This is a genomic window from Marinomonas pontica, from assembly GCF_036322735.1.
Lineage (GTDB): Bacteria > Pseudomonadota > Gammaproteobacteria > Pseudomonadales > Marinomonadaceae > Marinomonas > Marinomonas pontica.
This window is the reverse complement of sequence record NZ_AP027271.1, coordinates 697,051-716,607: the sequence shown is the minus strand read 5'-3', so window position 1 is coordinate 716,607 and position 19,557 is coordinate 697,051. Positions and strand designations below refer to the sequence as shown.

Below are 19,557 nucleotides of genomic sequence, written 5' to 3'. Positions count from 1 at the left end.
AACAAGGGAGAATAGCAAAATGGGCAGTAAAAATCTTAGCCTGCCCATTCTTATCAGTGATACAGAAAATTAGGAGTTAAAAAGAGACTATTTAGGCAATTACTGCTTATAAAGGTCTTTATCCAAATCGTACTTACGCATTTTGTCGTAAAGCGTCTTACGCGGTAAGCCAAGCGCGTCCATGGTGTCTTTAATAGACCCTTTTTGACGCAACAACTCCTGCTCTAACAGCGTTTTCTCAAAGCGCTCCATTTGCTCAGGCAATGTCATGACCCCTGGGTTATTTTCATTGATAATGATTTGATCAAATTCAAAAGACCCCGCTTCCCCCATTAGGACATAACGTTCCGCAAGGTTTCGCAGCTCACGCACATTGCCCGGCCAGTCGTAGCTCAATAAACTGTGCATTCGCGCCGCAGACAATGGTTCAGATTCACGCTTGTACTGAGCAATAGCCACCAAACAAAAGTGCTGCCACAGCAATGAGATATCGTCTTTTCTCTCTCGCAATGGTGGAATGTCCACACGTACAACGTTAAGCCGATAATACAAATCTTCGCGGAAAGTACCGCCTTCACTTAGCTGTTTCAGATCAACTTTGGTCGCGGCCAAAATCCGTAAATCCAAGTCGATAGCCGTGTTAGACCCCAAACGCTCCAAGCGTCGCTCTTCTAACACTCGCAATAAACGAATTTGCATCGACATGGGCATGCTTTCTATTTCATCTAAAAATAGCGTGCCACCGTTCGCGTGTTCAAGCTTACCGATCCGTTGCGTTTTAGCATCGGTAAACGCGCCTTTTTCATGACCAAACAGCTCAGATTCCATGATCGAATCAGGCACCGCGCCGCAGTTAATCGCCACAAAAGCATGACCACGCCGGGAACTGTGTTCGTGAATATAACGGGCCACCAGCTCTTTACCGGTTCCCGTTTCACCTTGAATCAGAATATCTGCAGCGGTGTCCGCCACATGCAACAAAGCCTGACGTAAACGATGAATACCCGGTGTGTTGCCAATGATACGAGGCCCCGGAGCGTTTTGCGCGGCCAACTCTAGACGTAAATTGCGGTTTTCAAGGGTTAAGCGGCGTTTCTCTGAGGCTCGACGAACCACCTCTATAAAGTCTTCATTCGAGAACGGCTTTTCAATAAAGTCATACGCGCCGTCACGAATCGCACTCACCGCCATGCTAATGTCACCGTGCCCCGTGATCAGAATGAACGGAATTTCTGCATCAATTTTTTTGACGTCTTCAAACAGCTCTAAACCACTTTTGCCGGGTAAGTTAATATCGCTCACAATCACCCCAGACCAATCCAGTGACAATTGCTCAATCACACCTTGAGCGGTTGCAAACTCAGTCACATCAAAATCTTCAAGTTGCAATGTCTGAGAAATCGCGATGCGAACCGCTTGTTCATCATCGATCAATAAAACTTGCTTGCTGTCCGGCATTAAGATTCCTCTTTGGCAATAATGCTTTGCGGGCTAAATCGGGGTAGCCTAACACAAAATTCTGCCCCCCCAGAGTCTCGATTTTGCGCACTGATCTGTCCGCCCATCGCTTCAACGATACGCTGACTAATAGACAAGCCCAATCCCAATCCTAAACCAGAAGATTTGGAGGTAAAAAAAGGTTCAAATAAATGTTTGGTGGCTTCTTCGCTCAAACCATTACCCGTATCTTGGACACTGATAATAATTTGCGCGTCCGTTGCTTTTTGCTCTATTAAGACCCGACGCTCGTTCGTGGCGTCTTCCGCTATCGCATCCGCCGCATTGGCCAACAAATTCACCAGCACCTGTTCCAAAAAGACCATGTCACCATTCACAATAAAGCCCAAATCCTCCCCGACTATGAGCTCAATATTGGCCTCTTTATAGCGTGGGCTCATAATCTTTAGAGCACCCACAATGGCCGTCTGCACTGCAATTGGCCCCTGCTGCACATCCCCTTTTCGAGCAAAGACCTTGAAGCGAGCAATAATATCACCCATGTGGTGACCAAGCTGGCTAATGTGTTGCAGATTCGCATGGGCTTGCTCATATTGCCCACGGTCTAAAAATTTCAATCCATTTCCGGCAAACGCTCGGATCGCCGTTAAAGGTTGGTTTAACTCATGATTCAGTCCCGCACTAAGCTGCCCTAACACAGCCAATTTGGCGGTTTGTATGAGCTCGCGCTGCGTGCCTTTATGCTCTTCAATCTCTTGGCGTAATCGCGTGTTGGCGCCTTGCAGTTCAAATGTACGCTCTTTGACTCGTTCTTCTAGATCAATACGCGCTTGGGTGATGTCTTGTTCGTAACGTTTCCGCTCAGTCATGTCATGAAAGGTCACCAAATAACTGCGGCGATTAGGCAGCTGCATCTCACATAAGGTCATTTCTACCGGTACAGATTGGTTTGAATAACACAAATGCCCCTCTCGAGTGAGAACCTTAATGCCTAAGTCACTTGCGGCGTCCAAAAAATCATCCTGAGAGGTTGTGATGACTGAACTTTGTTCATCGGGTTGAAACAAGGTATCCAATGTCTGTCCCACCAGTGGTGACAGTGGTTGTCCCACTAGCTTTTCAACCGCCGGATTAAAGGATTCTATTTTGTGATGCTCATCCAATGTCACCAAGCCCGCTTGTGTGTTTTGAATCACTTCGCGAATGTAGGCTTGATTGTGTCGCGTCATTTCATTGGCATCAGAACGCTCTCGTAGCATTCGGCTTCGTAACATAGCCAAGCCAAAAAGCAACGCTGTGATGGTCACACCGCCAGCAAAAATAGCGCGCCATAGGGAAATCTCTTCGTTAATGGTTTTTAGTGGCGCCAATATCGAAATTTTGAAGTCCAATAAACGAATCGGGCGACTCATGCGCAAAAATGACATTCGCTGTAACTCTTCGGTGCCATTAGTCATGGTGTTTTCTAACACGTCGATGACCTGAGATTTTTCATCAAACGGTTTTTGATAGACGATCGCCAGCTTTTCAATGGATTGTCCAAAATAGCGTTGTGAATCGGCAATGCGTTGCAATTCCAAATGAGACAATTCTCCTAGCACGCGATACAGCCAATTCGGGCGAGAACTGCTGAACACAATGCCATCGGGATCAAGTAATAAAAATTCGTAATGCTGATTCGCAAAGCGTTTTTCAAATTGTGTCAGATCCACTTTGACAACGGCCACACCAATAATGGAATCGCCTTCATAAACAGGATAGGAAAAATAATACCCGCGCCGATTCGACGTGGTGCCCAGCGCATAATAACGCCCCGGCTTGCCCCGAATGGCGTCTTTAAAATAGGGGCGAAAGGCGAAATTACGGCCGACAAAACTGGCCTCTTCACGGTAATTAGACGCCGCAATGGTCAACCCTTCCATATTTAAAATGTAGCTGTCTGAGGCTTCAGTAATGCGGTTGATTTGCTCAAGCTCGCGATTCAACTGATTAATATCCGATTCAAAGCCATCGCGCAGTGCTTTTCTGACCCGATCGTTGGACGCCAATAACGTCGGCATGTGCTGATATTTGGCAATGGCGCTTTCTAACACGCTGGCAAGCTGGTTTAACTGCTCAAAGGAATCAATGCGTAACGCTTTAATTTGCTGGTTTCGTAACGCTTCTCCGCCCTTCCAAATAGACAGCGACGTGATGATAAACACCACCACATACAGCCAAAACACATGTTTTTTAATGCGGTTTATATCGAAAAATTTGACGTTCAAACGGCCACGCTCACTCAAGTAATGATCCTGCAGAAGGGACAGACTAAATGTGTGTCTTGGATTGAATTCATGTGCGCTTTAAGGCATCTTTGAAGGATACGCAAAACTGTGCACGTTTTATGAATTTTATTAAATAGGATAAAAATGCATTCCATCAGTATACATTGTCAATCGATTGATGATCTCATTCAAAAACTGGAAGGAATACAGCCGCCCGACCTTATCCAACTATACGGCACCTTTTCGATTAAAGAAGCCAAACCATGGGCAATATATTTAACACAGTGCTTTCCAGACGCGTGCCGTATTGGTATGGCAAGCCAGCGACACATCTCAAACGGCCAAGTCAAAAATGATGGCGCCACGCTGATTTTATCCTATTTCAAACGCAGTCACCTGACTTATAACACGGTCCCTTACGACGACCAAAAAATTGAACGATCAGGCCAGCAATTGTTCGCTCCTTTTCTTGCCAGCGATGAAAAAAACCAAGCCAGTGCCTACATTGTGTTGGCCGATACAAAAGACGCCATTCAAGATGACTTTTTCCGCGTCTCCCAAGAAAACGACCTAACCATTAGTGGTGGACGAGCAGGCCTATTCGAACCAGGCAATAGCTGGGTACTGTGCCAAGAAAACTTATACCAAAATCAATCTGTTGCTGTGGGCATCATTGGTGAATATTTAACGCAGCAGCGCGATGTCTTCGTCGACAATATCGCCATAGGTCGTCGAATGTTGGTCACCGCCAGCGAAGGCAAAGTCATTAAACAAATCGACCATTTGCCTGCTCAGCAAATTTATCAACGCTATTTGTCCAATGGCGAACGAATCAGTCTGACACTTGCCAACCGATTCGCACTGACAACCGTACACAATAACGTAGAAATAAACGCGGTTCCGCTCAGCTGGGAAGGCGACGGCGGCATCTTAATGAGCGAAGCCATACCAGAGGGCGCGTACGTTAAATTTCTCTATTTTCACCCCGCTCAGTCGCTCTACTCTATCGTTCCTAAGATTCAGCACCTCAATGAACAACTGCCTGAAAGCATTTTTGTGTTCAATTGCATCAGTCGCGAAGACTTTCTGGAAGAAAAGCCAACCGATAAACTCAGCATGCTTAATCAAGTGCTGCCATTGCATGGAACCTACTGTTTTGGAGAGTTCTTTTCGACTCAATTTGGCACAAGAATCATGCAACATGCGCTCACTTATTTGGCAGTTCATGAATCTGGCTGCGGCCTAAAACGAGAAGCGGAGCCGATCCAGCTTCCGGATGAACGCGACTCTTTAGCCCCCATGTTCAACCTAATTGGTAATGCATTCCAAGAACTGGAACAAGAACACGCTTCTTTTGGCTACTCCTGCGCTAACCCAGACACCAACAACGATTGGCTACACGATCTGCAAACCGGGTTACTGAATCGTTTTTCATTACTGGGGCGCTTGACCAATCATCAAGACATCGCCCACCTTGTGGTTATGCGCATTCGTAATTTTCGATTAATCAATCAACAATATGGCTACAACGCCGCAGACGATTTGTTTGCCCAATTAGCCCATTATTTAAAACGTCGTCTGGGCACCAACTCTGTGGGCATTGAATTTACCTGTTATCGCCTGTCAGCCAACGAAATCGCCGTGTCGATTCACAGTCAGATTGCACCGAATAAAATTCTTCGATTGTTTCGCAATTTAGCCGAAGACATCGAAAACGAAGAATTCTCCACCATGAAAAAAGTGGAGCATTTGCTCACACTAAGCTTGTCTGTTGGTATGGCGTCAGTGCTTGATCAAAATGGTCGTGCGCTTTGCGATCAATCGCATTTGCTGATCAAAGCCAGCGAAGCAAGACGCTATGCGCAAATGAATAATCAACCCATTTATTGGAATGGCGACCTGCCTGATAATGCCTCCACCGAAGAAAATCTGGATTGGATTTTAAAGATTCGTAAAGCGCTAGAAAACGATGACATTTTCGCCTACTTCCAACCTTACTATGACAGCAAAACAGGAGAAGAAATCGGCGCAGAAGCGCTGCTCAGAGCACGCATCGATGGGCAAATCGTCAGTCCAGCGTTCTTTTTAGACTTGATAAAACAAACGCAATTGTACTCAAAAATTACTCTAACCATGCTCGCAAAGTGCGAACGTATTCTTAACACTTATCCTAAGGTAAACGTCGCCTTAAACTTATCTGTATTGGACTTTAAACATTACGCCACGTTAAAAGCCCTGCGCCAGTTTTTTGCACGCAACAAGGTAAATGGGCGTTTGACACTGGAAATCACCGAATCCGAATCCATCCAAGACTACGATTGGATCAGCCCAATTATTAATGAATTCAGAGAAGCTGGTGCGCTATTGGCCATAGACGATTTTGGGGCAGGCTATTCTAACTTAGAAAAACTCATCGCATTGAACCCAGACATTCTCAAGCTGGATGGCTGCATTATCAAAACCATTGATAAAGACGAAAAACTGCAAAAGTTAGTACAACATACCAACAACCTTGCCCATTCTCTGGGAATAAAAACCCAAGCCGAATTTGTACACAACGACGCCGTCAAACAACACTTAATAGACTTGAAAATAGATTACTTACAAGGGTATCACTTATCCGAACCACTCAGTGAAACCGAGTGGCTTGAACGTCATTAAACACATACATCGCTTTCTTTGCTTATGCCCGCGCATGAGCAAAGGGCAGAACCTCAGTAATGTGTGTTTTATGACACAACAGCATGAGTAGACGATCAACGCCTAATGCCACCCCAGCGCAATCGGGCAGTCCACTTTGTAATGCGCTAATTAGTCGTTCATCAAACTGCCGATTCGACAAACGCATTTCCTGACGTGTTCGCTTATCTTCGGCAAAGCGTCTTGCTTGCTCCTTAGCATCCGTCAATTCATGATAGCCGTTCGCCAGCTCCATGCCTTGCCAATACAACTCGAAACGCGACGCCACCAGCAAGCCATGCTCATCGACAACTGTTTTTGCTAGGGCTGCCTGAGACGCGGGGTAACTGTGAATAAAACAAGGGGTGTATTGACCAATAGCAGGCTCAACTACACTAGAAAAAAGTAACTCAAGCAAGGTATCGCGATCATCTTCCTGCAAGCCGTATTCTGTGTGTTCATGAGCACATTCTTGTAACTGGAACAATGTCGCAGTGAAAGGATCAAGTCCGGTATGACGTAAAAACGCCATTTGATAACTGAGTCGCTCGCACGTCAACGTCTCGTCATTTAACAGCACCGACAGCAACTGTTGAATCTCATCCATCAATTGCCAATGATCAAATCCCACGCGATACCACTCCAGCATGGTAAATTCGATGCTATGGCGGCGGCCAATTTCCTCGGCTCGGAACACTTTTCCCAACTGATAAATAGAACCAGAGCCTGCGCATAACAAACGCTTCATAGCGAACTCTGGAGAGGTTTGAAGGTAATACGTCAGGTCTTCACCTTGGGAACGCGTCTGACTGGTTAATACTTCAATATGTGGATCAGTAATACTGCCCAGAGACAGACACTGAGTATCCACCTCCATCACCTCACGCGAATCGAAAAAAGCGCGAATAGCTTTCAGTAACTGCGCACGCTTTTGTAAAATCGAGAGATCTGCACTGGGTTGCCACAAAGAAGCATCGTACATAAAAAACACTCTGAAAAATAAAGTGCATCATAACAAATACAAGGTCACAAATTTACTGCGAAGAACACTATTTTCATCTCCGCCATGCCAAACGTAGGCGTGAACACTAAATCAATGTCATGCTTGATTTTCAGATCATTTTGACAAACCTAAGCCGAAAAACACTGTTGATAAACACAGTACTTATCAACAGCCAAGTAAACAGCTCCGCTATAAATCGAACTGCGATGGCAACATCACCACGTCTCGAATCGTCACATGGCGAGGACGCGTTAGCATGAAAATGAGAGCGTCAGCCACATCGCTGGCTTCCATCAAGCTGCCTTTTGCCTTCGCTTCTGCCAATTTTTCAGCAGGCCAATCGGATAACAAGGTGGTTATTACTGGGCCTGGGGACACAGAGCCAACGCGAATACCATGGGGACTGACTTGTCTGCGGACAGTTTGAACAAAGCAATTCATCGCCCATTTTGAAGACGCGTAAACCGGCTCCCAAGGCGTTGGAAAATGCCCTGCTAACGAACTGGTGATTAAAATATCACCCACGCCTCGTTCAATCATATGCGGTAACACATCGCGCACGTTTTTAATGACCACGTTGATATTCAGATTCAACATGCGATCTATGGCGTCGTTATCGGCATCGACTAAATCACCGCCCACATACAAACCTGCATTCGCGTGAAAAATATCGATCACCTTGGTTTTCTCTAAAATACGCGGAACCAAAGCGGAGCAAGCCGCAGGATCAAGCAAATCTGCCGCAAGCGTCACGACGTTATCGCCATGTTGTTTTTGCAATGCATTAAGCGCCGCTTCATCACGGTCAACAATGACAACGGTTGCGCCTTCGGCCAACATGCCTTCCACGCTGGCCAACCCAATTCCAGAGGCGCCACCCGTTACTACGGCTACTTTTCCAATTAATGCGTTAGACATGCGTTACCTACTTATTGTTATTGATGGATAAATTTTCAGATGAAACACGCTACCACTCTATGATGAAAAAATTCTGCTACTTTTTTGCGCATAACTGATCTTAAACAAAGGCCGCCGCCAGAACACCACGCTTGCCTGTGCTTTTTTATTGTTCAGTTTTTTTGATCATTTACCTCAAAATCCTCCGTTACTTAATTGTTTTTTTTAGCGGTATAGTTCGCTCATCGTAAACAACCTCTATTTAGGCAAGGAAATACTATGAACTCTCTAATTCAAACAATCACTAAAACAACGTCTGGCGTGGCAAGTACGATTTTGCGCATTCCGGTTGGCTTGATTCTTATGGCGCATGGTGCGCAAAAACTGTTCGGCATGTTTGGCGGATATGGTTTGGAAGGCACTGGGCAATTTATGGCGTCACTTGGCTTAGAACCAGGTTACTTGATGGCTCTGCTCGCTGGCAGTGCAGAATTTTTCGGTGGTTTGGCTCTGGTGATTGGTTTACTCGTGCGCCCGGCCTCTGCAGTTATTGCCTTTACTATGGTCATGGCTATTTTCTCTGTGCACATTTCAAACGGATTATTCATGGCTAACAATGGCTATGAATACGCGCTAACCCTTTTGATCGTTGCCATGTCGTTGGTATTCAGCGGTGCTGGCGCGCTATCTGTTGATAAAGCCCTATCCAGCAAGCACTAATCGAACTAGCATTGTCCTGTTCTTTCAACACCTCGCAGCAAATGTCGCGAGGTGTTGAAATCAAACCTGTGGGTCTTACAAAGCTGGTTAGGTACTCAAAATTACCTGATTGCGCCCCTGCTCTTTTGCTTTGTATAAGGCCGCATCCGCACGATTAAGCACTTGCTCATAATGCTCATCACTTGCCTTGCACATAGCTACACCAAAGCTCGCCGTGACAAACAAAGCTTCGTGCATGTCGGTTGATTCCACTCTCTGACGAAGCCGTTCCGCCATGTCGTGTGCCGTTTTTTCCTTAACATTTGGCAACAGTACAGTAAACTCTTCGCCACCAAAACGAGCAACCATACCAGCGTCACCAATAACGTCGACCAATATTGTCGCCATTTTTTTAAGCACTTTATCGCCTATTGAATGTCCGTAGTGATCATTTATTTTTTTAAAATGATCAGCGTCCACCATGATGACAGCAAATTCATGATGTGACTCTCGAACGGATTGATACTCTTTCTGTAAGGCTTCATCTAATGCTAAACGATTAAACACCTGTGTCAGTGGGTCTTGGCGGACGATGGCCTTTAAAGATTGATTACTGGCTTCTAATTGCGCGGTTCGTGCCTGAACCTTGGCCTCTAAAGTCACGTTTAATTGCAATAATGTTTGCTCGCGGTCCAATAACGATGACATCATTTCCTGTAATGAGCGACTCAAGCTGGTGACTTCATTTAAGTGGCTGTCATCTTGGAAAGTTACGTGACGATCTCCTTGCTGAATCCGCTTTGCCGTTCTGGCTAATCGCTCTAAAGGAAGACTTAGTGAACTGGCTAGCCGATAGGCCAGCAACATACAAAACAGCGTAGATATTGCCCCTAATATCAACAACAGACGATGCACTTCCCTCACAGATTGCATCGCAATATCAGCGGGTTGTCGCACCACAATACGCCAGCCTAATTGAGTAGATTGCGGAGAAACCACTGTCACAAGACTGGTAAGGTAATTTTCATTGTCAGACCAAACAACAGATTCGAACTGACCACTGTTAGGCAGAGTGTTAGGCACATCCATCTCACCCACATAATTGTCTGGGTAAATGATTTCTTGGTTATTATCGATGATAAAAATATCCACCGACGCTCCGTTAAACTCATTATTAAAAGACGAAGCAAGCACCTCTTTCACCCACGCCCAATCAGCATGAGTCGCCACAACACCTTTTAGCACTCCGTCTTTCCCAATCACCGGCGCAGCAAAGTCCACAAACCGAATAGGCATGCCGTCTTTGGGTTTCGGCAATAACTTTTCGAGCAAAAGTGCTTTATGAACATCGCCGATATAAGCACCAGAATGGCTGTGGATAAACCAAGGGCGCTGACTAACATCCGCGCCTTTCAAAACCCCATCACCTGACGCCAACACAATGCCATTTTCATCAGCAAACCCAATCCAAGCATAATGTTTGTAAGAGTTTTTGATTTGATCAATGGTTTCTTGCAGCCCGCTGAGATCTTGGCCCTCATAAAGAGAAAGGCGTTTGCTCAATAGAACAATTTCCCGTTCACGTTCAATAAGGCTCGCTGTCAGCATATTTGACACCGATTGACTGATGCTAACCAATGACTCGCCACTGGCTGCCGAAAGTCGAGTGGAGGCAACATGATAGAGATAAGTAACAAGTACCAAACTAAGAGACAACAACAGGCCACCGGTTAATAAAGTAATGCGGCTGCGAAATGTATTAACCCCTTTGAACACCATGAAAGAGACCTGCTATGACGTATTATAAATAATTATAGAATAAGCAATAAATCATGCCTTATACAGACAATTCTCCAACAAAAAAGGCCCTCGATAGTCTCCTATCGAGGGCCCTTCAATTTACTCGGTACGTTGCCTCAGGAATTATTTACCTGTTGCGCGAGAAACGTATTCGCCAGTACGAGTATCAACACGCAGCACTTCGCCGATATTAATAAACAGTGGTACACGAACCATAGCACCCGTTACCAAGAAAGCAGGCTTAGAGCCGCCGTTCGCCGTATCGCCTTTTACACCTGGATCGGTTTCTTTTACTTCAAGTTCAATGAAGTTAGGGGCTGCAACCGCCAATGGCGCGCCGTTGTATAATGTTACAACGTATTTTTCTTGCTCTTTTAGCCACTTAATCGTGTCGCCAACGGCCGTTTCATCCGCTGCGTGTTGTTCAAAAGAACCATCCACAGCCATGAAGTGCCAGAATTCACCGTCGGTGTACAAGTACTCCATGTCGGTGTCCATTACGTCAGCAGATTCAAGCGTATCGCCCGATTTAAAAGTACGCTCCCACACTCGTCCAGAACGTAGGTTACGTAGCTTAATGCGGTTAAAGGCTTGGCCTTTACCTGGTTTAACATGTTCGTTATCGATAATCGAACATGGATCACCGTCAACCATTACTTTCGCGCCGCTGCGCATATCGCTGGTAGAAATATTAGCCATACATCCTCACAGTATATTTTTAGAGAAAAGGCTCTGACTGGCGTATCATGTCAGTCCCAAGATCTCTGCAAACTCTTTTTCACTTCCTGATACACAGTAGAAAAGAGCGTTTGCAAAGATCTCTGAGAGCCATCGGCCAAGTAGGCCAAAATAAGTTGGCGCAATCATAACCCAAATGAACACAATTTTGCAGATATTTGACGTGATCCCTATTCAAACTAAGAACAATGTAAGCTGGTCGCAACACCTGTCGCAGGCCATCACCTCGTTACCCGAACTGGTTGAGCATTTAGGCTTGCCAAAAAGTCTCGCTCAACAAGGCGCAGAAGCGCATCAGAGCTTCAAATTGTTGGTGCCGCGCCCTTATTTGTCTCGCATTGAATATGGCAATCCAAACGATCCGCTGCTGTTGCAAGTTTTACCCAGCCTCTCAGAAATGCAGAAAGTCGTAGGCTACACAAAAGACCCGTTAGAAGAAGCTGACCACAATCCGCAAAAAGCCATCGTACATAAATACAAACGCCGTTTATTGGTGATCACCACAGGCACTTGCGCGGTAAATTGTCGCTATTGCTTCCGTCGTCATTTTCCTTATGGCGAAAATCAACTGGCGCAAGCCGAGTGGGAATCGGTAATCGACTATCTAAAAGCCCACCCAGACGTCAACGAAGTGATCTTGAGCGGTGGCGACCCTTTGATGATGAAAGACAGCTTGCTCGCCGATAAGCTCCATAAACTGGAGGCCTTGCCGCAAATTAAACGCCTACGCATTCATTCACGTTTGCCTGTTGTTATCCCTGATCGTGTTTGCGACGACATGCTAACGTGGATCACAGCCAGTCGCCTCGACATCGTCATGGTGTGGCACATTAATCATGCCAATGAAATGGATGAAGAGCTTGCTCAGGCAGCCTACAAGCTCAAAAAAGCAGGCGTCACCTTGCTTAACCAAGGGGTACTATTGAAAGGCGTTAACGACTCGGTAGAAGCCCAAGTCAACTTGAGCGAGGCCGTTTTCGATGCCGGCATTTTGCCGTACTACATGTTCACTTTAGATCCGGTAGACGGCGCGGCGCATTTTGATATTTCTATCGAAGATGCTCAACGCTTGATGGGAAAAGTGGCTGCGGAATTACCAGGGTATTTAGTGCCAAGGCTAGCCAAGGAAATCCCTGGCAAGCCTGCGAAAAGTGTCTTCGCTCCGACTTTTTAGAACGAATAAACTTTAGTAAGAATGTACTTTATTCACTGTCTTTACCTAAGCAGTGCAATCCGCCCCACTTTTACTTGCTGACGTCGAATGCTCACGTTCGGCGCCAGCTGGTATAAGTCGCCATTTCGACCAATTAATTGATCTGGCACATGACTGAGTTTCGCCACTTCAGCGTGAGCATCTAAATGCTGAGGTTCGCCATGAACGGGAATGGCCAGTTGAGGCTGAACCCAAGTATAAAGCTGCTTGAGTTCTTCACGGCAGGGATGACCACTCACATGAATGGTTAAATCGGTGTCATGAGCTTGCAAGGTGCGGATTTTTCGACCTTTAAATTGCTCGACCAATCTGTCGATGGCTTGCTCATTGCCCGGAATTCGCATGGAACTGAAAATCACCAAATCATCGGCTTCCAGACTTAGATCAAAGCAATTGTCTGCGGCGAGTCGGTTCAAGGTCGCCCTTGGTTCGCCTTGGCTTCCCGTCACCACCGCCAGCACTTCTTCTCTTGGTAAGTAACCAAGATGTGCGGCATCAATAACCGGCAAATCATCAGGCCAATGCCCAGTTACTCGAGCCGCACTGACCATGTTGGTAAGCGATCGTCCGATCAAAGCAAGATAACGACCGGTTTCTTTTGCCACCTGTCCCAATGCAATTAGGCGTGCAACATTGCTGCTGAAACAGCCGACAACAACACGATTTTTTTCGGCTTCAATGGTGGTTAATAAGCCCTGATAACAGTCGCTTTCAGACGGCGAAAAACCCTCTTTTAATGCATTGGTGGAATCACACACCATGGCGAGAATGTTTTCTTTGGCTAACGCTTGAAAGGCGGCAGGAGAAAAACCATCACCTAAGATGGGTTTTTTATCGATTTTCCAATCGCCGGTATGAAAAATTCGCCCTGCCGGCGTGTCGATGGTCATCGCATACGGTTCTGGAACCGAGTGCGTCAATTCCAACCATTTGACATTAAACACACCGATTTTTTTGGTTTCGTTTTCTTTTACTTCGATAATAGGCACTTGATCGGTTAAGCCGACCTGAACCAACTTACGACGCAGCACTTCGGCGGTAAACGCCGTGGTATAGACAGGGCATTTAAAACGTCGCCACAAAAATGGCAATGCGCCCACATGATCTTCATGAGCATGAGTAATAACGATGCCAGCCAAACGCTCTTTTTGCTCACTAATAAAACGTGGATCAGCGCAGACAATCTCGGACGTACGCAGGTCATCAGGCGTTAATGGCTCATTAAAAGAAACGCCGCAATCCACCATCAACCACTGGCCATCGTGGCCATACAAGTTCATGTTCATGCCAATTTCGCCAGTGCCACCGAGAGGCAAAAACCATAAATCCTCTTGCGAGGGAATCAAAGATGAAATAACCCACTCCTTGTGATGATCAGCAGTAACCTCTGCCGTATTGTGTCTATGGTACGCATTTTCCGTTAATATCCCAGCTTACACTGAAAATAGAGAGGCAAAAGGCCTTTTCTTCTTTTTATTCCCCGTTTTATTAGTCTTGGAATCAAGCCGTGATCACGACAAACAAATTTCAGGCCTTACTTGGTAAAGCCGTCAGCTACTTCATTTTATTATCTTGTTTGGCCATTTTAATGATCTACCTTGTGCAACGGTTTGGCGGAGACTACGCCGAGCAAAAAATCAAAGAACAATTGGAACGGTCCGGCCTCGCCCCGTTTGTGCACTACGAAAACATTCACCTCGACCCATTCACTCTGACGCCTTCTCTAGAAAACGTCATTGTTGGCGATCAAAGCGCACCTTGGTTGCGTTTTGCTCGAATTTCACTCAACAACTATTTAATCAACTACCCTAACCTGAGTGTGGACTTTTGGATTCAAGAAAGCCCAATCAATAGCCTGTCCCGTGATACGGGTCGCTTAATGCGTGCCGCTGGAATAGACACATTGCTAGGCAAAGGGTCTTTTTCATCCAACGTTGATGGTGAATCAGTAACGTCCCAATTCAAGCTCGACATCAAAGACCTTGGCAAACTGACCGTGGCTTCACACATTAATCTGCTGGATCAGGCGATCGACATGGCCGATTTACGAGCCGACATACTTGCCTCACTCGCACTGGGTCAACCTGAAGCGTTAGCCATAATTTATGGGGACACCATTGAGTTAAATTCGTTAAACGTTCAATACCAAGACACGGGATTATTCACCCACTTGTTCCCGCACTCGACAATGTCTCAAGATTCACAGAACAGTCACCTAACTGGGTTAAAGTTCGCAAGCCAAGCATTTGGGCTAGCACCCGCGGATTCAAGCGAAGCGGATCACATTGCTAAAACAGTACTGACGTTTTTGAATAACCCAAATCAATTGTCACTGTCCATGTCTCCCTCTCCAGCAATAAGTCTAAAAAAATTGACCTTATTATCGAACGAAGGTTCCCTATACCAAGACACAACAATGCGCATCGCAAACGATTAACGCCATTTCTTTTCATTACGAATGCTTGTACCGTGGTGTTTTTTCAGAAGATGACTAGGAAAGGCATGAAAAATGTGACTATTTTGGTAGATGTTCAAAATGTCTATTACACCACCAGACAAGCGTTCGGCCGTTCATTTGATTACAACACCTTTTGGAAACAAGCGACGGAAGGCCGTAATGTGATCAAAGCCATTGCGTATGCCATCGACAGAGGCGATGAAAAACAACGACAATTCCAAAATATCCTTCGTGCCATTGGCCTGGAAGTGAAATTAAAGCCTTTTATTCAGCGCTCGGACGGTTCAGCAAAGGGCGACTGGGATGTGGGTATTGCGATTGATGGTATCGAATACGGTAAAGGCAGCGATGTGCTTGTGCTGCTTTCAGGTGACGGCGATTTCGATATTCTCGCCAAAACATTGAGGGAGAAATATCAAACCCAAGTCGAGGTATATGGTGTCGAATCCCTTACTGCGCAATCATTAATCAATGCGGCGGACAGTTTCTTTCCCGTCGATAACAAATTGTTACTAAAATAAATACAACTTGGCTATATTTTTAAGAGAGAATGTGAAAATCAATGTTTTCATATTTACTTCACAGACAAATAAAAAGCCAATGATAAGCCACAAAAACCCGCAACTGATAGACGCCAGAGTAACCTTGCATAAGTGGCTGAGCCTCGCTACGGCGATTATTGTCCTTTTTTTCTCTTTGTTAAATATTGTGGCACTCAATCAGCCCTCTTTGGGTTTTGTTGAAGGCGGGTTTGGTCTGCTTAATTTGTATTTTTATCACCAAGCTCAACAGGGCAAAATGCAAAGTTGGCACAGCCACATCTTAATCGCCTCTCTCACCATTACTATTTCGTATGCCGTTTATACTGCGGATTTAAGAGCGGGATCGGCCTATTGGCTGCTTGTTTTACCACCACTGTACTGCCTTCTCACCGGCTCTAAGCGAGGGCTTTTTTATACCATTGCGCTCTCTTTACCCGCCATCGCCATTTTATTTATAAAATCCGACCCCGAAAATTACCTCGGCTATCGCTCGGTTATCAATTTTGTGCTCGCGTACTTTTTGTCGTATGTCATTTGCTACTTATACGAAAATCAATACACAACAAGAGACATCACATTACAAAAAATGGCGTTCCAAGACCCGTTAACGGGCGCAAAGAACCGTCATGCGTTAAAGCTGTTTTTTGAAGAATTTAATAAGAAACCAATAGATCCTTTTTTGGGAGAGCCCCAAGAAACGCACTTATTGATTGTCGATATTGATTATTTTAAAAGCGTAAATGATGAATTTGGCCATGATGTAGGAGACTCGGTTCTAATCGAAATCACTGAGCTATTGCACTACTACACGGACAACGACCAAGTGTACCGGATCGGCGGAGAAGAATTTCTCATTGTCTTGCAGAAACACGATGGCAAACAAGCCTTTAGCTTTGCAGAAACAATTCGAAGAAACATTGAGAACTCAGTGTTTCGCTACCATCAGCAGAACATAAAAATCACAGTGAGCATCGGCATCGCCCAACTCAATAAAGGCCAAACATTCAAAGAGTTCTTCAAAGTCGCTGACAAAAACCTATACTCTGCGAAAAACAAAGGACGTAATTTGGTGCATCATGACACCATGAACATTAGCGAAGCGATGTAAACCAAGACGATGTAAATCGACGCAACGCCATTCAATACAGGCTCATTGCATTATTAATGGACAAATGTGTCTAAAAACAATGCCTCAACCTTGTCTCTCGCCCAAGGCGTTTTTCGCAAAAATTTCAGGCTGGATTTAACAGACGGATCGCTCTTGAAGCAATTTATATTGATGCGAATCGACAACTCTTCCCAACCATAATGCTCTACTAGGTCTGTGACAATTTTTTCCAGCTTTATCCCATGCAAAGGGTTGTTTACTTGCGTTCCACTCATTTCTATTTACCTTGTTATGTACATTCATAATTTTTCGCAGTATACAGTAAAAGCCCTTGCCACCCTGAGACATAATCCAACTTCTAGAATAATTCTGCGCAGAAAGAACAGAAATCATTCAATGATGTTTGACTAATAAGACAAATCCCCGAAAAATAGTCAAAAACATTAGGAGAAAACTCTCATGGGTATTTTATCTAGCCTAAAAGGGCTATTTGCCGGCACAGAAAGCGCACCAGAAAAAGCAGAAGACACCGTGGAATACAAAGGTTTTTCTATTATTCCAGCCCCAATGAAAGACGGCGGCCAATATCGCGTCGCGGCGAGCATCACCAAAGGCGAAGGAGACGAACTCAAAACGCACAATTTCATTCGATCCGATTTAATGCCAAACCGTGATGAATGCATTGAAATCACACTTCGTAAAGCCAAGCTCACCATAGATCAACTGGGTGACACTATTTTCAATTAATTGAACGAGAAGATCACAATGAGCGCACCGATAGGACAACACTGGAAGCAAATAGATGATTGTGAAGACCTATTAGGTGCCGATTTTCGAGCTCGCACCTATGCATTTCCAGGCCCGAAAACCCAAGTTTGCACCACCCTAGTTCATCATATTGGCAACCCTGACAGCACAAAAGCCATCTTGTATGTACACGGTTACACCGATTATTTTTTTCAAACGGGATTAGCCGAACATTTTGTGCGTCTTGGCTACCGTTTTTATGCAGTAGACCTTCAAGGCTACGGTCGCTCTATTCGCCCATCCACGCCACCAAACTGGTGTGAATCCATAGAACAATATGGGCAAGATTTAGACATCGCTTTAGCCACCATGAAACAAGACGGCGTGAACGATGTTGTCATTTTAGGACACTCCACTGGGGGACTGGTCGTCTCAACCTATTTGGCGCAACCCTATGCTTTACCTGAACGAGAAAGCCATTACCAAAAGCCTTTTCCAAATATTCTTGGCTTGATGTTGAACAGCCCGTTTCTGGCTTTGCCTTTCCCACCCACAGTGTTGAACCGAATAAACTGGCCAATACGAGCCATCGTGTCTTTATTGCCCTTTTGGTATATGCGCGCCAAAAAAATCACCCTTTACGCTAAAACCTTGCATTGTGTTTTTGGTGGCGAATGGGACTACCGATTAGATTGGAAACCGGCTCAAGGGTTTGATTTGTCCTTTCATTGGCTTAGAGAGATCATTTCGGCGCAGCACAATTTAGTAAAACAACACCTAACGATTCCTACCCTACTTTGCCATTCGAACATCAGCACTATTGGCAAAGAAACCATCGAAGAAACCCAACAAGGGGACGGTGTTTTGGACATAGAAAGCATGCAAGACGCTGCCCACAAAATATTCAGAAACCTAACCAAAGTGTCTATCGCACAAGGGTTCCATGATTTGTATCTGTCTCATCAGACAGCGCGTGACGCCTATTTATCGGCCATGACGGATTGGTTAGACGAGCAAACAAAGGCGCTAACTTAAGCGCCTTGACGTCGCATTACCCAATCCAACAAAACCGTTGGTAATACACGCTTCATGATCACTGCGGCGTATGTTGGCAGAGTCACATAATACCGTGCTCTTGGGCGAGTGGATTCCAAAGCATGGATGAGCTTTTCAACCACCGCGCTGGCAGGCAGAGTCTGCGAGGAGGTGACGCCCTCTTTACTCAAGCGAGTAATGGCTTCAGCATAACCCTTTTGATGACGACTGTTTTCCATATCAATATTGTCTTGTAGCGCAAGCAAAGCATTAGCACGAAAACGACTTTCAATTGGACCAGGCTCAATAAGGCTGACCTTAATCGGCGTATCAGACAACTCCAAGCGCAAGGTGTCCGTTAAACCTTCCAATGCAAACTTACTGGCGTTGTAAGCACCACGAAATGGCGCCGCGACCAACCCTAATACAGAGCTGTTATTAACAATACGTCCAAAACCTTGAGCCAGCATGATTTTCAAAACTTTCGTCGTCAACTCATGCGTACCAAAGAAATTGCATTCAAACTGAGCTCGTAACGCGTCAACGGGCAAATCTTCCACAGCCCCCGGTTGGCCATAAGCACCGTTATTAAACAAAGCAAACAACTGACCATTAGTCATTGCCAGCGTTTCTTCAAGGCCTCGTGAAATAGAAGCCGAATCCGCTAAATCCAAACACACCACATGCTTAATGCCCTGCGCTTTTAGCGCCTCAACATCTTCTTGTTGGCGACAACTGGCAACGACAAGAAAATCACGCTCTTGAAGCATTTTGGCTGCCTCTAGACCAATCCCCGACGAACACCCTGTAATGAGAATAGAATATTGCATAGCGGCTCCTTTGAAGAAAAAACATCGTGCTTTGGATGGTACCAAAATGTCGCACAAAGTGCCTTTCTATTGATTTCGATCAC

General features: G+C 45.4%; 17 protein-coding genes. 8 read left to right on the top strand and 9 right to left on the bottom strand.

All coding sequences use genetic code 11. From position 1 onward, the window contains the following. Positions 1–99: 99 nt before the first annotated feature. Together AABA11_RS03340 and AABA11_RS03335 are read right to left on the bottom strand one after the other, a co-directional pair. Complete coding sequence (locus AABA11_RS03340; protein WP_265729036.1) at positions 100–1,458, bottom strand: sigma-54-dependent transcriptional regulator; 1,359 nt, start codon at positions 1,456–1,458, stop codon at positions 100–102. Further along, positions 1,458–3,743, bottom strand: coding sequence for an ATP-binding protein (locus AABA11_RS03335; protein WP_338265359.1), 2,286 nt, complete (start codon positions 3,741–3,743; stop codon positions 1,458–1,460). Before AABA11_RS03335 ends, AABA11_RS03340 begins: the two co-directional genes overlap by 1 nt. 126 nt (positions 3,744–3,869) lie before the next feature. Between AABA11_RS03335 and AABA11_RS03330 the strand changes: the two genes are divergently transcribed. Beyond that, positions 3,870–6,386: a bifunctional diguanylate cyclase/phosphodiesterase gene (locus AABA11_RS03330; protein WP_338265358.1), complete on the top strand. Its 2,517-nt coding sequence runs from the start codon at positions 3,870–3,872 to the stop codon at positions 6,384–6,386. Positions 6,387–6,408: 22 nt separating this feature from the next. Here AABA11_RS03330 and epmA read toward each other — a convergent pair whose 3' ends face one another. Both epmA and AABA11_RS03320 read right to left on the bottom strand, forming a co-directional pair. Beyond that, positions 6,409–7,386, bottom strand: coding sequence for an EF-P lysine aminoacylase EpmA (gene epmA, locus AABA11_RS03325; protein WP_265729041.1), 978 nt, complete (start codon positions 7,384–7,386; stop codon positions 6,409–6,411). 210 nt (positions 7,387–7,596) lie between these two features. Further along, on the bottom strand, positions 7,597–8,325 hold the full coding sequence (locus AABA11_RS03320) for an SDR family oxidoreductase (RefSeq protein WP_338265354.1): 729 nt from the start codon (positions 8,323–8,325) through the stop codon (positions 7,597–7,599). 258 nt (positions 8,326–8,583) lie between these two features. On the opposite strand from AABA11_RS03320, the gene AABA11_RS03315 reads away from it, so the two are divergent. After that, complete coding sequence (locus AABA11_RS03315; RefSeq protein ID WP_265729043.1) at positions 8,584–9,024, top strand: DoxX family protein; 441 nt, start codon at positions 8,584–8,586, stop codon at positions 9,022–9,024. A gap of 87 nt (positions 9,025–9,111) precedes the next feature. Here AABA11_RS03315 and AABA11_RS03310 read toward each other — a convergent pair whose 3' ends face one another. After that, positions 9,112–10,782, bottom strand: a complete 1,671-nt coding sequence (locus tag AABA11_RS03310) for a sensor domain-containing diguanylate cyclase (protein ID WP_338265350.1) — start codon at positions 10,780–10,782, stop codon at positions 9,112–9,114. A 144-nt stretch (positions 10,783–10,926) separates the two neighbouring features. Then, a complete protein-coding gene (gene efp, locus AABA11_RS03305) occupies positions 10,927–11,502 on the bottom strand; it encodes an elongation factor P (protein WP_265729045.1) in 576 nt (191 codons plus the stop codon). A 202-nt stretch (positions 11,503–11,704) separates the two neighbouring features. On the opposite strand from efp, the gene epmB reads away from it, so the two are divergent. Beyond that, on the top strand, positions 11,705–12,715 hold the full coding sequence (gene epmB, locus AABA11_RS03300; RefSeq protein ID WP_420915710.1) for an EF-P beta-lysylation protein EpmB: 1,011 nt from the start codon (positions 11,705–11,707) through the stop codon (positions 12,713–12,715). A 41-nt stretch (positions 12,716–12,756) separates the two neighbouring features. On the opposite strand, the gene AABA11_RS03295 is transcribed toward epmB, so the two are convergent. Beyond that, complete coding sequence (locus tag AABA11_RS03295) at positions 12,757–14,070, bottom strand: ribonuclease J (RefSeq protein WP_338265344.1); 1,314 nt, start codon at positions 14,068–14,070, stop codon at positions 12,757–12,759. Between the two features lie 191 nt (positions 14,071–14,261). On the opposite strand from AABA11_RS03295, the gene AABA11_RS03290 reads away from it, so the two are divergent. The 3 genes from AABA11_RS03290 (at position 14,262) to AABA11_RS03280 (ending at position 16,862) form a co-directional block, all read left to right on the top strand. After that, on the top strand, positions 14,262–15,191 hold the full coding sequence (locus AABA11_RS03290) for a hypothetical protein (RefSeq protein WP_338265342.1): 930 nt from the start codon (positions 14,262–14,264) through the stop codon (positions 15,189–15,191). A gap of 65 nt (positions 15,192–15,256) precedes the next feature. Further along, a complete protein-coding gene (locus tag AABA11_RS03285) occupies positions 15,257–15,733 on the top strand; it encodes an NYN domain-containing protein (RefSeq protein ID WP_265729050.1) in 477 nt (158 codons plus the stop codon). 79 nt (positions 15,734–15,812) lie between these two features. Continuing rightward, on the top strand, positions 15,813–16,862 hold the full coding sequence (locus AABA11_RS03280; RefSeq protein WP_338265340.1) for a GGDEF domain-containing protein: 1,050 nt from the start codon (positions 15,813–15,815) through the stop codon (positions 16,860–16,862). A gap of 53 nt (positions 16,863–16,915) precedes the next feature. On the opposite strand, the gene AABA11_RS03275 is transcribed toward AABA11_RS03280, so the two are convergent. Beyond that, positions 16,916–17,137, bottom strand: coding sequence for a VF530 family protein (locus tag AABA11_RS03275; RefSeq protein ID WP_265729052.1), 222 nt, complete (start codon positions 17,135–17,137; stop codon positions 16,916–16,918). 184 nt (positions 17,138–17,321) lie between these two features. Here AABA11_RS03275 and AABA11_RS03270 point away from each other — a divergent pair, with 184 nt between their 5' ends. Both AABA11_RS03270 and AABA11_RS03265 read left to right on the top strand, forming a co-directional pair. Continuing rightward, a complete protein-coding gene (locus tag AABA11_RS03270; RefSeq protein ID WP_265729053.1) occupies positions 17,322–17,609 on the top strand; it encodes an HlyU family transcriptional regulator in 288 nt (95 codons plus the stop codon). Between the two features lie 18 nt (positions 17,610–17,627). After that, positions 17,628–18,644: an alpha/beta hydrolase gene (locus AABA11_RS03265; protein ID WP_265729054.1), complete on the top strand. Its 1,017-nt coding sequence runs from the start codon at positions 17,628–17,630 to the stop codon at positions 18,642–18,644. Here the strand turns inward: AABA11_RS03265 and AABA11_RS03260 are convergent. After that, entirely contained in the window at positions 18,641–19,474 is an 834-nt protein-coding gene (locus tag AABA11_RS03260; RefSeq protein WP_338265332.1) for an SDR family NAD(P)-dependent oxidoreductase, read from the bottom strand. The genes AABA11_RS03265 and AABA11_RS03260 overlap by 4 nt on opposite strands. Positions 19,475–19,557: the final 83 nt, after the last annotated feature.